Annotated in this window: 2 protein-coding genes (both running past the window's edge); both read right to left on the bottom strand. The window is 67.1% G+C overall.

Annotated features, from left to right (window positions below; translation table 11 throughout):
- Positions 1-8,793: the 5' portion of a non-ribosomal peptide synthetase gene (locus AC5L3C_RS33810; RefSeq protein WP_493652914.1), read on the bottom strand. Its footprint begins 7,350 nt before the window's first position; 8,793 of the gene's 16,143 nt are visible here — the first part of the coding sequence; it begins with the start codon at positions 8,791-8,793; its stop codon lies beyond the left edge, outside the window.
- Positions 8,790-17,586: the end of a non-ribosomal peptide synthase/polyketide synthase gene (locus AC5L3C_RS33805; protein WP_493652913.1), read on the bottom strand. It continues 26,531 nt past the right edge of the window; the window shows 8,797 of its 35,328 coding nt (coding positions 26,532-35,328); the start codon falls outside the window, past its right edge; the stop codon is at positions 8,790-8,792. Before AC5L3C_RS33805 ends, AC5L3C_RS33810 begins: the two co-directional genes overlap by 4 nt.

Raw genomic sequence — 17,586 nt, 5'->3', positions numbered from 1 at the left:
ACCCACCCCGTCCTTCTCAGCCCCCGACCGCCAAAACGTCGTATCCACCGTGGCCTCCGTCAACCCATACAAGTTGCACGGCGCCACCCCCAACACACCCACCGCCCGCTCATACACATCCGCCGACAACACCTCACCACCGGCGAACACCAACCGCAGACTCCCGCACCCCACCGCCAAAGGCTCAGACAGAAACGCATCCAACAACGACGGAACAAACTGCGCGACCGTCACCCGCTCACGCTCAATCAACCGCGCCAAATACCCCGGATCCCGATGTCCCCCCGGCACAGCAACCACCAACACCGCACCAGCCATCAACGGCCACCACAACTCCCACACCGACGCATCAAACCCAAACGGCGTCTTATGCAACACCCGATCCCGCGACCCCAGACCAAACTCCCGCTGCATCCACCCCATATGATTCGCCAACGCCCCATGCGACACCACCACGCCCTTCGGCACCCCCGTCGACCCCGACGTATACATCACATACGCCGACTGCTCCGGCCCAGGCGCCACGTTCGCCACCGTCCCCGCGGGCCCATCCACCACCCCCGCGTCGTCCACCACCACTGCCAGCCCGTCCGGCAACTCATTCGCCAAAGCACGCCTGGTGATCACACACAGAGGCCGAACATCTCCGAGCATGAACGTGATCCGGTCGGCCGGATGCTCCGGATCCATGGGCAGGTAGGCACCCCCTGCCTTCCACACCGCCAGCAGGGCCACCACGAGGCCAACCGACCTCTCCAGCATCACCCCCACCACCGACTCCGCACCGACTCCACGTGCCACCAGCACACCAGCCAACCGCGACGCCCGCTCATCCAACTCCGCGTACGTGACCTCCTCGTCCTCAGCGATCACCGCCACCGCATCCGGAGTCCGCGCCACCTGTTCCCCGAACAACGCGGGCCACGACCCATCCGCGACAGTCGCCCGTGTGTCGTTCCACCCCTCCACCACCCGCTCACGCACTACATCAGGCAGCATTCCGACCTCCCGCAACGGCGTCCCGGCCGGCTCCTCCAACGCCTCCACCAGGCCCTCGACCGCCGCCTCCACCAACCCGCACAACAGTTCCGGATCAGCCGGTGCGACGGCATCAGCGCTCAGGCCGAACCCCGCCCCGAAATCGTCGACCGACACCGTCACCGGGTAGTTCGTCAGATCCTGGCTGAACAGAAGCTGTACTCCACGCCGACCACTCTGCCCACCGTCCTGGCGAGGGCGGTCACTGTGGCGGTAGTTGAACAAAGCGGTGAACAGGGGAGCAGGCGGAGGAACGCTGCTGGCCTTCTGCGCGAGTGACAAAGGAGCGTGCTCGTGCAGCAGCAGACCGGCCAACTGCGATTGCATCGCCTGCACCGCACTGGCAGCGTCCATGCTCCCGACGTCCATACGGACCGGCAACGTGTTCATGAACGGCCCGGGTACCCGCTCCGCTCCCCGCCCCGCGCTCATCCGGCCGAGCAGTACCGTCCCGAACACCACATCCGTACGCCCCGACACACTCGCCAGCACCCGAGCCCAGGCCACGTGGAACAACGTCGCCGGGCTCACTCCCAGCCCTCGCGCCTGCTCCCGCACCCGTACGGCCAGGCCCTCATCCAAGGTCACCCGCGCCCGCTGCACACCTGTGCCGTCTCCATGGGCATCGGACAGACCGAACGGCAGCGTCGGCTCCGTCACATCACCCAGCAACCCCGCGAAGTACTCTTCATGCTCCTCGCGCGAGACACCAAGGCGGGCCTGAGCCACGAAGTCCCGGAACGGCAGCGGCGCAGGCAGCTCATCACCACGTCCCGCCATGAACGCCCCGACCTCGGCCAGCACCACATCCAGAGCCGTGTGGTCCTGGAGCAGGTGATGCACCTGAACAGCAGCGAGCCACCGGTCGCCGCCCGGCTCCGCCGCCATATGCACCCGCAACAACGGCGCCCGTCGCAGATCCATCCACTCGCCTGCTACAGCCAGCAGCTCCGCCGCAGGGTCAGCGCTGTCCGCAGGCAGGACCACCTCGGTCACCGGTACCACGGCCCGGCGCCACACCACCTGCACCGGCTCCGGCAGCCCTTCCCACACCACCCCCGTGCGGTAGATGTCATGCCGGTCCACCACCCGCTGCAACGCCGACACAAACCCGTCCAACCGCTCCCGGCTTTGGAACGCCATCACCGTCGGCACCAGATACACATCCGCCTGACCGGACTCGGCGAGGAGATGATGGAAGAAGATGCCCTCCTGCAACGGCGCCAGCGGATACACATCCGCCACGTTCCCCGCACCGCCGTCCACCGCCGCGCACACCGACGCGATCTGCTCCGGAGACAGATCGACCAGCGGCAACATCTCCGCCGTAATCGCCTCCGCGTCTTCGGGAATGCCATTCGGCGGCACCTCCACCTCGGTACCGCCCCCCGCTACCGCCAATGCCTCCGGAGTGGGCGACTCGAACAGGACCCGTACGGAGACACTCACCCCTCTCTCGCGCAGCCGCTGTACCAACGACACGGCCAACAGCGAATGGCCGCCCAGCTCGAAGAAGTTGTCCTCGGCACCGACCCGCTCCAGGCCCAGCACCTCGGCGAACGCCTGACACACGATTTCCTCGGCCACGGTGGCAGGACCCCGACCTCCGCCGGAGGTCGCATACTCCGGTGCCGGCAACGCCGCCCGGTCCACCTTCCCGTTCACCGTCAACGGCAGCTCATCCAGCACCACCACCGCCGACGGCACCATGTACTCCGGCAACCGCTCGGCAGCAAACGCTCGAAGTGCCTCGGCCTCAGCACCGTCGTCGTTCCTGCCGTCCGGCACCACGTAGGCGACCAGCCGCTTGTCGCCGGAAGCATCCTCACGAACGACGGCCAACGCCCGACCGATCTCGGGGTGGGCGGTGAGTGCCGCCTCGATCTCGGCGGGCTCGACCCGGAAACCCCGGACCTTCACCTGATCATCCACCCGGCCGACGAACACCAACTCACCATCAGCCGTCCAACGGGCCAGATCCCCCGTCCGGTACATCCGCTCACCCGGCACACCGAACGGACACGCCACAAACCGCTCCGCCGTCAACCCAGACCGACCCTGATAACCGCGTGCCAACCCCACCCCCGCCACATACAACTCACCCACCACACCCGGCGGCACCGGACCCAGCCACCGGTCAAGCACATACACACGCGTGTTGTCGACAGGACGCCCGATCGGAACACCCACCCCGTCCTTCTCAGCCCCCGACCGCCAAAACGTCGTATCCACCGTGGCCTCCGTCAACCCATACAAGTTGCACGGCGCCACCCCCAACACACCCACCGCCCGCTCATACACATCCGCCGACAACACCTCACCACCGGCGAACACCAACCGCAGACTCCCGCACCCCACCGCCAAAGGCTCAGACAGAAACGCATCCAACAACGACGGAACAAACTGCGCGACCGTCACCCGCTCACGCTCAATCAACCGCGCCAAATACCCCGGATCCCGATGTCCCCCCGGCACAGCAACCACCAACACCGCACCAGCCATCAACGGCCACCACAACTCCCACACCGACGCATCAAACCCAAACGGCGTCTTATGCAACACCCGATCCCGCGACCCCAGACCAAACTCCCGCTGCATCCACCCCATATGATTCGCCAACGCCCCATGCGACACCACCACGCCCTTCGGCACCCCCGTCGACCCCGACGTATACATCACATACGCCGCACTTCCGCCGTTCGGCACCGGGCGCTCCCACATGAGCCCGTCGCTGCCCGAGCCGCCGAAAAGCAACCCCGGCTCGTCGACAGCCAGCACCTGGACTCCGGTTCCCTCCGGGAGAACCTCGATCTGATCCCTGGTGGTCAGCACGCACTCCGGACGGGTATCAGCCAGCATGAACGCCAGCCGCTCACCGGGGTGGCTGGGATCGACGGGCATATAGGCCGCGCCGGCCTTCCAGACCGCCAGCAGCGCCACCATCATGGTGATGGACCGTTCCAGCATCACCGCGACGACGGTTTCCGTGCCGACGCCCCGGTCGACGAGCTCCCGCGCGACTCTGGTCGCCCGTTCGTCCAGCTCCACATACGTGATCTGCTCGTCGCCGTACACAACGGCCGGCGCTTCGGGGGTTCGCGTCACCCACTCCTCGACCAGCTGGAGCGCTGTCACGTCCGCGGTCTCGGTAGCGGTGTCGTTCCAACCGTTCACCATCTGCTCGCGTCGGGTGCTCGGCAGAATCTGAACTCCGAGCATCTGGCTGCCCGGTGCGTCCTCGAGCGCGGTGACCAAGCCCTCGAGCGCGGTGCGCAACGACGCACAAACCACGTCTGAATCCCCCGGCGCAACCACATCCGCGGTCAGAGCGAAGCTCGTTCCGTTGTCGTCCACAGCCACAGCCAGCGGATAATTCGTGAGCTCCTGGTTGTGCATCATTTCCACGCCGGCCGGACCGCGTTGACCGCCATCGGTCGGGCGAACGCCGGGCCTACGACTCCTGCGGTAGTTGAAGAGAGCCGTGAACAGGGGAGCAGTCGGTGGCACGCTGCTGGCCTTCTGCGCGAGTGACAGAGGTGCGTGCTCGTGCACCATCAGGCGGGCCAGCTGCGACTGCATCGCCTTGACCGCACCAGCAGCATCCACATCCGCCACGTCCACCCGTACCGGCAAGGTGTTCATGAACGGCCCGGGTATCCTCTCGGAGTCCGCACCCGCGTTCATCCGGCCCAGCAGTATCGTCCCGAACACCACATCGCTGCGGCCGGACAGACCCGCCAGCACCCGTGCCCAGGCCACGTGGAACAACGTCGCCGGGCTCACTCCCAGCCCACGCGCCTGCTCCCGCACCCGCTCCGCCAGACCGTCATCCACCATCACACGAGTCCGCCGGACACCAGTACCGTCACCACGGGCGTCGGCCAGGCCGAACGGCAGCGTCGGCTCCGTCATGTCGCCCAACAGCGAGGCGAAGTACTCCTCGTGCTCCTCGCGCGAGACACCCAGGCGGGCCTGTGCCACGAAGTCCCGGAACGGCAGCGGCGCAGGCAGCTCATCACCACGACCCGCCATGAACGCCCCGACCTCACCCAACACCACCTCGAGCCCGGCGTGGTCCTGAAGCAAGTGATGCACCTGGACCAGAGCAAGCCAACGCTCACTGCCCGGGTCCGCCGCCACATGCACCCGCAACAACGGCGCCCGCCGCACATCCATCCACCGCCCGGCCATCGCCAACAGCTCACCCGCAGGATCCCCGTCCACAGGCAGGGCCACCTCGGTCACCGGTATCACCGCGTGGCGCCACACCACCTGCACCGGCTCGGGCAGGCCTTCCGACACCACCGAGGTGCGGTAGATGTCGTGCCGGTCCACCACCTGCTGCAACGCCGACACAAACCCGTCCAGCCGCTCACGACTGTCGAAGCCCAGCGTCATCGGCACGAGATACACATCCGCCCCGCCCGGCTCGGCAAGGAGATGGTGGAAGAAGATGCCCTCCTGCAACGGCGCCAGCGGATACACATCCGCCACATTCGCCGCACCGCCGTTCACCGTCGCGCACACCGACGCGATCTGCTCCGGAGACAGATCGACCAGCGGCAGCATCTCCGGCGTGATCACCTCCGCACCCTCAGGAATGCCGTTCGGCGGCACCTCAACCACACCGGCACTCCCACCGGCCGCGGCCAGCCCCGCCGGCGTGGGCGACTCGAACAACGCCCGCACCGATACCTCGAGCCCACGGTCACGCAACCGCTGCACCAGCGACACGGCCAGCAGCGAATGCCCACCCAGTTCGAAGAAGTTGTCCTCGGCGCCGACCTGGTCCAGGCCCAGCACCTCGGCGAACGCCTGACACACGACTTCTTCCGACACGGTGGCGGGGCCCCGGCCACCACCGGACGTCGCGTACTCCGGCGCGGGCAAGGCTGCCCGGTCCACCTTCCCGTTCACCGACAACGGCAGCTCATCCAGCACCACCACCGCCGACGGCACCATGTACTCCGGCAACCGCTCACCAGCAAACGCCCGCAGGTCACCAGCCCCTCCACCATCACCGTCCAGCACGACATAGGCCACCAGACGCTTGTCACCCGGCACGTCCTCACGCACGGACACCACCGCCTGACCCACCTGCGGATGAGCGGCCACCACCGCCTCAACCTCAGCAGGCTCGACCCGGAACCCCCGGATCTTCACCTGATCATCCACCCGGCCGACGAACACCAACTCACCATCAGCCGTCCAACGAGCCAGATCCCCCGTCCGATACATCCGCTCACCCGGCACACCGAACGGACACGCCACAAACCGCTCCGCCGTCAACACCGTGCGACTGTGGTAACCGCGGGCCAAACCCACGCCCGCCACATACAACTCCCCAGCCACACCCGGCGGCACCGGCCGCAACCACCGGTCCAGCACATAAACCCGCGTGTTGTCCATCGGCCGCCCGATCGGCAACACCCCACAAACCCCACCCTCGTCCTCCACCACATACTGCGTAGCACACAACGTAATCTCCGTCGGCCCATACAAATGCCGCACCCGCACACCCGGACACGCCCGCAACACCGCCGCCACCGCAGACGACGACACCACATCACCCCCCGTCAACACCTCCTCCACACCCACAAAACACCCCGGATCCTCCTCCGCCAACACCCGCAACAACCCCGCCGTCACATGCACACGACCCACCCCATGCACACCCACCAACGACCGCACCACCCCACCATCCACCTCACCCGACGGAGCCAACACCACCACCCCACCACCAGCCAACGTCACCCACAACTCAAACACCGACGCATCAAACGCATACGGCGCATACCCCAACACCCGACCCACATCACCCCAACACCCATCCACCACCAACCCCACCACATCCCGCTGACACACCACCACACCCTTCGGAACCCCCAACGACCCCGACGTATACATCACATACGCCGCCACATCCGGCCCCGGCACCCCCAACACCACACCACCCGCACCCTCGAACACACCCGGATCATCCACACACACCACCGGCACATCCAAACCCCCCGGAAGCGCCCCCACCAGACCCTCACTCGTCACCACACACACCGGGACCGCATCCCCGAACATAAACGCGATCCGCTCACCCGGATACGACGGATCCACCGGCACATACGCACCCCCCGCCTTCCACACCGCCAACAACGCCACCACCAGATCAACCGACCGCTCCAACACCACCGCAACCACCAACTCCGCACCCACCCCACGCCCCACCAACACCCCCGCCAACCGCGACGCACGCTCATCCAACTCCGCATACGTCACCTCCTCGTCCTCAGCGATCACCGCCAACGCACCCGGCGTCCGCGCCACCTGCTCCCCGAACAACACCGGCCACGACACATCCGCAACCGCCACCCCCGTCTCATTCCACCCCTCCACCACCCGACGCAACTCACCCTCCGACAACACCTCAACCTGACTCACCCGCACCAACGGATCCGCCGCCACCACCGACAACACCCGCACCAACCGCTCAGCAACCAACTCAACAGTCCCCACATCGAACAGATCCGCAGACCCGATCACCGCCCCCCGCAACCCCACCCCACGACCAACACCATCAGAAACCTCACCCAACGTCACCTCAAGGTCGAAGCGGGAGGGCAGTCCGCCCGTGGCCTCAGCGCCAAGTACCCCTTCCGCTCGCAGGCCCGCCAGCTGGAGGGTCGTCTGGCTCTGATGCTGAACACTGAGCATCACTTGAAACAGCGGGTGGCGAGACAGTGAGCGGTCCGGGGCCACCAGCTCCACGAGCCGTTCGAACGGCACGTCCTGATGTTCAAGGGCGGCCAGGTTGGTCTCGCGCACGCGCCCCAACAGACTGGCGAACGTCGGATTTCCCGACACATCAGTGCGTAGCACAAGGGTGTTGACGAAGAATCCCACCAGGTCGCGTAGTGCGGGATCAGTCCGTCCCGCCACCGCCGTACCCACCGGAATGTCTTCACCCGCGCCCAACCGGGACAGCAGCACCGCCAACGCCGCCTGAACCACCATGAACAACGTGACACCCTGCTCACGGGCCAGTGCGGCCAATTCGGCATGCACGTCGGACGATATGTCGATCGCCACCGTGTGGCCACGGTGCGACGGCGTTGTCGGACGTGGGTGATCCACCGGCAGTGCCAGTTCCCGCGGGGCACCCGCCAGCTCCTCGCGCCAGTACGCAACCTGCCGGGCCAGGACGCTCTCCGGATCTTCCTCGCCACCCAGCAGCTCCCGCTGCCACAGCGTGTAGTCCGCGTACTGCACCGGCAGCGGCTCCCACCCCGGCTCACGCCCTTCGCAGCGCGCCGCATACGCCTGGGAGATGTCACGGGCCAACGGCCTCATCGACCAGCCGTCCCCCGCCACGTGGTGAAGCACCACCACCAGCACATGCACGTCCGGTTTGGCTGCAATGAGCAGGGCCCGCAAGGGAATCTCGGTAGTCAGGTCGAGTCCGTATCCGGTCTCGGCCGCCACCAGCGACGCGACCTGTTCCTCGGCCGCGTGCGTGACCCGCAGCACCTCCCCAACCTCGGCAGGCGCCAGCACGCGCTGGAAGGGCTCACCGTCACGGGCGGGAAGTACGGTACGCAGCACCTCGTGCCGGACCACGACATCACCGAGTGCCAACCGCAGCGCCTCAACGTCCAAGTCACCGTGCAGCCGCAACACCACCGGCAAGTTGTAGATCGGGCTCGGCCCTTCCAGCTGTGCCAGGAACCACAGCCGCCGCTGCGCGAACGACAGGGGGATCATCGGCCTTCACCTTCCCTACGCATGGGACGCAGTGCCGGTCGGTCGGGTTTGCGCTCGGTTCCCAACCGTGCCGTCAGGGCTGCCGGCGTCGGCGCCTCGAAGAGGGCGCGTACTCCTACCTCGATCCCGAGGCGCTGCTGGACCTCGGACACCAGCCGGACGGCCAGCAGTGAGTGTCCCCCCAGGTCGAAGAAGCTGTCGTCGACACCGACGCGTTCCAGTCCGAATACGTCGGCGAAGACCTCGCAGACGATGCGCTCCCTCTCTGTGGAGGGTTCGCGACCGGCGTGCGCGGACTGGAGAGCGGGCGCCGGCAAGGCTGACCGGTCAAGTTTTCCGTTCGCCGTCAGTGGCAGCTCGCTGAGTACCACCACGGCTGACGGGACCATGTACTCCGGCAACCGTCGGCTCACGAACATACGTAGTTCGGTGCGCAGCTCAGCCTGCGCTCCGTGAGAGTCGCCGCTCGGGATGACGTAGGCGACGAGGTGTTGGCCACCAGCGGCCTGGGGGCGCGTAACAACCACGGCCTGCGTGACGTGCGGGTGCTCGGTCAGGACGGCCTCGATCTCGCCGGGTTCGATCCGGAAGCCGCGGATCTTCACCTGGTCGTCCGCACGGCCCACGAAGTCGAGCTGTCCGTCGCCGGTCCAGCGGACGAGGTCCCCCGTGCGGTACATCCGCTCACCCGACGCGGCAAAGGGACAGGCAACGAAGCGTTCCGCCGTCAGGGCCGGGCGGCGGTGGTAGCCGCGGGCCAAGCCGGCGCCGGCGATGAACAGCTCGCCCACCACGCCGGGCGGGCAGGGGCGCAAGGATCCGTCCAGGACGTAGACCTGTGTGTTCCAGATCGGTGCACCAATCGGTACCGAGTCCGATCCGCCCGCATACCGCCACGCGGTGGAGTCCACCGACGTCTCCGTCGGCCCGTACAGGTTGTGCAGCTCCGCACCGCACACCTGAGTGAAGCGCTGGGCCAGCAGGCCCGGCAGTGCCTCACCCGAGCACACCACCCGCCGCAACGACTCCCACGCAGCCGGGTCACCGCCCTCCACGAACGCCTCCAGCATCGACGGCACGAAATGCACCGTCGTAACGCCCTCCGTACGGATCACGTCCGACAGGTACGCCGGGTCGCCCTGGCCGCCCGGCCGGGCCAGCACCAGCCGCGCACCCGACACCAACGGCCAGAACAACTCCCACACCGACACGTCGAAACTCACCGACGTCTTCTGCAGCACCGCATCATCCGCACCCAGACCGAACCGGTCCTGCATCCACAACAACCGGTTCACGATCCCCGCGTGCGGCACCACCACACCCTTCGGCACACCCGTCGACCCCGACGTGTACATCACATACGCCGCACCATCCGGAGAACACGACGCGGGGAATGCCCGCGCATGCTCGGACATGGCCGGGTCGTCCAGGCACACCACCGGTACGTCCGCGGGCAGACCCTCAGCCACGTCACGCACCGTCACCACACAGGCCGGCTGCGCGTCCCGAAGCATGAACCCGACCCGGTCGGCCGGATACTCAGGATCGACAGGAAGGTATGCCGAACCCGTCTTCAGTACCGCCAGCAGCGCCACCACCAGATCAACCGACCGCTCCAGTACCACCGCCACGACGGACTCGGCCCCCACACCACGCTCCGCCAGCACACCCGCCAACCCCGACGCCCGATCATCCAACTCGGCATACGTGACTTCCTTATCGCCCGAAACCACCGCCACCGCATCCGGCGTCCGCGTCACCTGCTCCGCGAACAACTCCGGCAACGTCACCCCGGGCACCGCCCGCGCCGTGTCGTTCCACCCGTCGAGCAGCCGCTCGCGAACCTCACCGGGCAACACCCCGACCTGCGGCAAAGGCATCCGCACCGGCCCTTCCAACGCCTCCACCAGACCCTCGACCGCCACCTCCACCAACCCACACACCAGCCCCGCATCCGCAGGAGCCACCACATCCGCCGTCAGCCCGAAACCCGACCCCAGATCGTCGACCGACACCGTCACCGGATAGTTCGTCAAGTCCTCACCGGAGAGAACCCTTACACCAGTCGGTTCACCATTCCGGCTTGTCGACGTACGCGTGCGATCACTGTGGCGATAGTTGAAGAGAGCTGTGAACAGGGGAGCAGGCTGGGGGACGCTGCTGGCCTTCTGCGCGAGTGACAGGGGTGCGTGCTCGTGCACCATCAGGCGGGCCAGCTGCGATTGCATCGCCTGCACCGCACTGGCAGCATCCACGCCCGCGACATCTACCCGTACCGGCAACGTGTTCATGAACGGCCCGGGTACCCGCTCCGCTCCCCGCCCGGCGCTCATCCGGCCGAGCAGTACCGTCCCGAACACCACATCGCTGCGGCCGGACACACTCGCCAGCACCCGTGCCCAGGCCACGTGGAACAACGTCGCCGGGCTGACCCCCAGCCCACGCGCCTGCTCCCGCACCCGTACGGCCAGGCCCTCATCCAAGGTCACCCGCGCCCGCTGCACACCAGTGCCATCACCACGGGCGTCGGCCAGGCCGAACGGTAGCGTCGGCTCCGTCACATCGCCCAGCAACCCCGCGAAGTACTCCTCGTGTTCCTCACGCGAGACACCCAGGCGGGCCTGAGCCACGAACTCCCGGAACGGCAACGGGACAGGCAGCTCATCACCACGCCCTGCCATCAAAGCTGTGACCTCGCCCATCACCACATCCAGAGCCGTGTGATCCTGAAGCAGGTGATGCACCTGCACCAGAGCAAGCCAACGCTCGCTGCCCAGGTCCGCCGCCACATGCACCCGCAACAACGGAGCCCGCCGCACATCCATCCACCGCCCAGCCATCGCCAACAGCTCCGCCGCCGGATCCCCCTCAGCAGGCAGGACCACCTCGATCACCGGCACCACAGCCCGGCGCCACACCACCTGCACCGGCTCCGGAAGCCCTTCCCACACCACCCCCGTGCGGTAGATGTCATGCCGGTCCACCACCCGTTGCAGCGCCGACACAAACCCGTCCAGCCGCTCACGACTGTCGAAGCCCAGCGTCATCGGCACGAGATACACATCCGCCTCGCCCGGCTCGGCAAGGAGGTGATGGAAGAAGATGCCCTCCTGAAGCGGCGCCAGCGGATACACGTCCGCCACGTTCCCCGCCCCGCCGTCCACCACCGCGCACACCGACGCGATCTGCTCCGGGGACAGATCGGCCAGCGGCAGCATCTCCGGCGTGATCACCTCCGCACCCACAGGGATACGGTTCGGCGGCACCTCCACGTCCGCGACGACTGCGGCAACAGCCAGCGCCGCCGGCGTGGGCGACTCGAACAACGCCCGCACCGATACCTCGAGCCCACGGTCACGCAACCGCTGCACCAGCGACACGGCCAGCAGCGAATGCCCACCCAGCTCGAAGAAGTTGTCCTCGATCCCCACCCGCTCCAGGCCCAGCACCTCGGCGAACGCCTGACACACGACTTCTTCCGACACGGTGGCGGGGCCCCGGCCACCACCGGACGTCGCGTACTCCGGCGCGGGCAAGGCCGCCCGGTCCACCTTCCCGTTCACCGACAACGGCAGCTCATCCAGCACCACCACCGCCGACGGCACCATGTACTCCGGCAACCGCTCACCAGCAAACGCCCGCAGGTCACCAGCCCCTCCACCATCACCGTCCAGCACGACATAGGCCACCAGACGCTTGTCACCCGGCACGTCCTCACGCACGGACACCACCGCCTGACCCACCTGCGGATGAGCAGCCACCACCGCCTCAACCTCAGCAGGCTCGACCCGGAACCCCCGAATCTTCACCTGATCATCCACCCGGCCGACGAACACCAACTCACCATCAGCCGTCCAACGAGCCAAATCCCCCGTCCGATACATCCGCTCACCCGCGCCACCGAACGGACACGCCACAAACCGCTCCGCCGTCAACACCGCACGACCGTGATAGCCACGCGCCAACCCGGCCCCCGCCACATACAACTCCCCAGCCACCCCCGGCGGCACCGGCCGCAACCACCGGTCCAGCACATAAACCCGCGTGTTGTCCATCGGCCGCCCGATCGGCAACACCCCACAAACCCCACCCTCGTCCTCCACCACATACTGCGTGGCACACAACGTAATCTCCGTCGGCCCATACAAATGCCGCACCCGCACACCCGGACACGCCCGCAACACCGCCGCCACCGCAGACGACGACACCACATCACCCCCCGTCAACACCTCCTCCACACCCACAAAACACCCCGGATCCTCCTCCGCCAACACCCGCAACAACCCCGCCGTCACATGCACACGACCCACCCCATGCACACCCACCAACGACCGCACCACCCCACCATCCACCTCACCCGACGGAGCCAACACCACCACCCCACCACCAGCCAACGTCACCCACAACTCAAACACCGACGCATCAAACGCATACGACGCATACCCCAACACCCGACCCACATCACCCCAACACCCATCCACCACCAACCCCACCACATCCCGCTGACACACCACCACACCCTTCGGAACCCCCAACGACCCCGACGTATACATCACATACGCCGCATCCCCAGCCCCCGGCACCCCCAACACCACACCACCCGCACCCTCGAACACACCCGGATCATCCACACACACCACCGGCACATCCAAACCCCCCGGAAGCGCCCCCACCAGACCCTCACTCGTCACCACACACACCGGGACCGCATCCCCGAACATAAACGCGATCCGCTCACCCGGATACGACGGATCCACCGGCACATACGCACCCCCCGCCTTCCACACCGCCAACAACGCCACCACCAGATCAACCGACCGCTCCAACACCACCGCAACCACCAACTCCGCACCCACCCCACGCCCCACCAACACCCCCGCCAACCGCGACGCACGCTCATCCAACTCCGCATACGTCACCTCCTCGTCCTCAGCGATCACCGCCACCGCACCCGGAGTCCGCGCCACCTGCTCCCCGAACAACACCGGCCACGACACATCCGCAACCGCCACCCCCGTCTCATTCCACCCCTCCACCACCAACTCATGAGTGGACTGTGGCAGCACCTCGATCTCGCGCAGCGCGGTCCGGGGGTCGCCTTCCAGCTCCCCGACGAGGTTCTCTATCGTCCTAGTCAGCATTCCGCACACCAACTCCGGGTCTCCCGGGGCCAGCGCATCCGCCGTTATCCCGAAGCCGGTCCTCACGTCATCCACCGACAGGGCCAGCGGGTAGTTGGTGAGCTCCGTGTCGTAGACCAGTTCCGCATCGGCCAGGCCGTCGGCCGACCGAGTGGCCGTCCGCTGGCCGCGTCGGTAATTAAAGATGGAGGTGAACAGCGGAGCAGACGCCGGCGTACCGCTGGCCTTCTGCGCGAGGGCCAAGGGAGCGTGCTCGTGCACCATCAAGTGGGCCAGTTGGGACTGCATGGCGGTGATCGCACCGGCCACGTCATGTGCGGCGGTATCGAGCCGAACCGGGAGGGTGTTCATGAACGGGCCGGGGCTCCATTCCGCTCCTCGCCCGGCGTTCATCCGGCCGAGCAGTACCGTGCCGAACACCACGTCACTGCGGCCGGACAGACCCGCCAGGACCCGTGCCCAGGCCACGTGGAACAGCGTCGCCGGGCTCACTCCCAGCCCACGCGCCTGCTCCCGCACCCGTACGGCCAGGCTCTCTTCCAAGGTCACCCGCGCCCGCTGCACACCAGTGCCGTCCCCATGGGCGTCGGCCAGGCCGAACGGCAGCGTCGGCTCCGTCACGTCGCTCAGGAGCGACGCGAAGTACTCCTCGTGCTCCTGGCGGGACACTCCCAGTCGGGCCTGTGCCACGAAGTCCCGGAACGGCAGCGGCGCAGGCAGCTCGTCACCACGTCCCGCCATGAACGCCGCGACCTCACCCAACACCACCTCGAGCCCGGCGTGGTCCTGAAGCAAGTGATGCACCTGCACCAAGGCCAGCCAGCGGTCGCTTCCCGGTTCCGCCGCCACATGCACGCGCAGCAACGGTGCCCGCCGGACATCCATCCACCGCCCAGCGGCCGTCAACAGCTCCGCCGCCGGATCCCCCTCCGCAGGCAGGACCACCTCGATCACCGGCACCACAGCCCGGCGCCACACCACCTGCACCGGCTCCGGCAGCCCTTCCCACACCACCCCGGTGCGGTAGATGTCATGCCGGTCCACCACCCGCTGCAATGCCGCCACAAACGCGTCCAACCGCTCACGGTGATCAAACGCCACCACCGTCGGCCCCAGGTAGACATCAGCGTCACCCGGCTGGGTGAGCAGGTGGTGGAAGAAGATGCCCTCCTGCAACGGGGCCAGCGGATAGACATCGGCCACGTTCGCCGCCCCGCCGTCGACCGTCGCGCACACCGACGCGATCTGCTCCAGAGACAGATCGACCAGCGGCAGCATCTCCGGTGTGATCACATCCGCACCATCGGGAATGCCGTTCGGCGGCACCTCCACAGCACCGCCACCCCCGCCGGCAGCCGCCAAAGACTCCGGTGTCGGTGATTCGAACAACGCCCGCACCGACACCGCAAGCCCACGTTCCCGCAACCGCTGAACCAACGACACGGCCAGCAGCGAATGCCCACCCAACTCGAAGAAGTTGTCCTCCACCCCAACGTCCTCCAGGCCCAGCACATCGGCAAAGGCCTGACACACGATCTCCTCCGACACCGTGACCGGACCCCGACCACCGCCGGCCGAGCCGTACTCCGGCGCGGGCAACGCCGCCCGGTCCACCTTCCCGTTCACCGACAACGGCAGCTCACCCAGCACCACCACCGCCGACGGCACCATGTACTCCGGCAACCGCTCACCCGCGAACGCCCGCAAGTCCTCCGCCACCCCACCATCGGCAACGACGTAGGCCACCAGCCGCCGGTCACCGGGCGCGTCCTCACGCACGACCACCACCGCACGAACCACACCAGGATGCGCCGCCAACACCGCCTCGACCTCACCCAGCTCGATCCGGAAACCCCGCACCTTCACCTGATCATCCGCCCGGCCCACGAACACCAACTGCCCGCCGGCCGTCCAGCGGGCCAGATCCCCCGTCCGGTACATCCGCTCACCCGCCACACCGAACGGACACGCCACAAACCGCTCCGCCGTCAACCCCGGCCGACCGTGGTAACCACGAGCCAACTGCACCCCCGCCACATACAACTCCCCCACCACACCCGGCGGCACCGGCCGCAACCACCGGTCCACCACATACGTCCGCGTCGTCGCGAACGACCGACCGATCGGAACCACACCCCCACCCCGCTCCACCGCACCCACCCGATAATGCGCACTCCCAACCGTCCCCTCCGTCGGCCCATAGTGATTCACCACCGCCACATCCGGATACCGCTCCCGCCACCGCCCCACCAACTCCCACCCCAAAGCCTCCCCACCCACCATCAACAACCGCGACGGCACACACTCCTCACCCAGCTCCTCCAACAACGGCAGATGACTCGGCGTCACCTTCACAAACGCTGGCCTCCGCCCCCGCAACACACCCGCCAACCCCTCATCCAACGCCCCCACAAACACACACCCACCACTGACCAGAACCGGATACAACCCCGTCACACCCAGATCGAACGACACCGGCGCATGCAACACACTGCTCTCCCCCACACCCCCATACGCCCCCACACACCACCCCACATAACCCCCCAACGCCCCATGCGACACCACCACACCCTTCGGCACCCCCGTCGACCCCGACGTATACATCACATACGCCGACTGCTCCGGCCCAGGCACCACGTTCGCCACCACCGAATCCACCAACTCGTCGACCACAAGCGGGTCATCGACACACACCACACGAACGGCCATACCCTGCGGAAGCGCCTCGACCAAGTCCACACGCGTCAGCACACACACCGGCCGGCAGTCAGCCAGCATGAACGCGATCCGCTCACTCGGATACGACGGATCCACCGGCAGATAAGCCCCACCCGCCTTCCACACCGCCAACAACGCCACCACCACATCCACCGAAGGCTCCAACATCACCCCCACCACACACTCAGGCCCCACCCCACGCGCCACCAACACCCCCGCCAACCGCGACGCCCGCTCATCCAACTCCGCATACGACACCTCCTCCCGCGCATCCACCACCGCCACCGCACCCGGAGTCCGCACCACCTGCGCCGCAAACAACTCCGGCACAACAGCCCGCGCATCCACCACACCCGTGTCGTTCCACCCCTCCAACACCCGCTGCCGCTCATCGCCCACCAGCACATCGATCTCGCTCGCCCGAAGCCGCGCATCGCCCGCCACCGCTGACAGCACCTGCGCATACCTCTGAGCCAGCGCCTCAACGCTCTGCTGGTCGAAAAGATCGGCCGACCCGGTCAACGAACCCCGCAGACCACCCGGTCGACCGTCGACCAGGGCCTCACTCGCGCTCAGATGCAGGTCGAAGCGCGACGTCGTCAGCCCGGCCGCAACCGCCCCGGCCTGCACACCGCCAAGGTCAAGACTGGGAGCTTCGTTGTTCTGCACTGTGAGCATGACCTGGAACAGCGGATGCCGGGACATCGACCGCTCCGGAGCCAACGCCTCCACCAGTTGCTCGAACGGCACGTCCTGATGCTCAAGCGCCGACAAGCTGGTCTCCCGGACCCGCTCGAGCACATCCTCGAACGTCGGGTCGCCCGACACGTCTGTACGCAGCACCAGCGTGTTGACGAAGAACCCGACCAGATCATCCAACGCCTGATCCGTCCGCCCCGCCACCGCCGTACCCACCGGGATGTCCTCACCCGCG

Source organism: Streptomyces speibonae (assembly GCF_984686075.1).
This window is presented reverse-complemented; position numbering and strand designations above follow the sequence as displayed.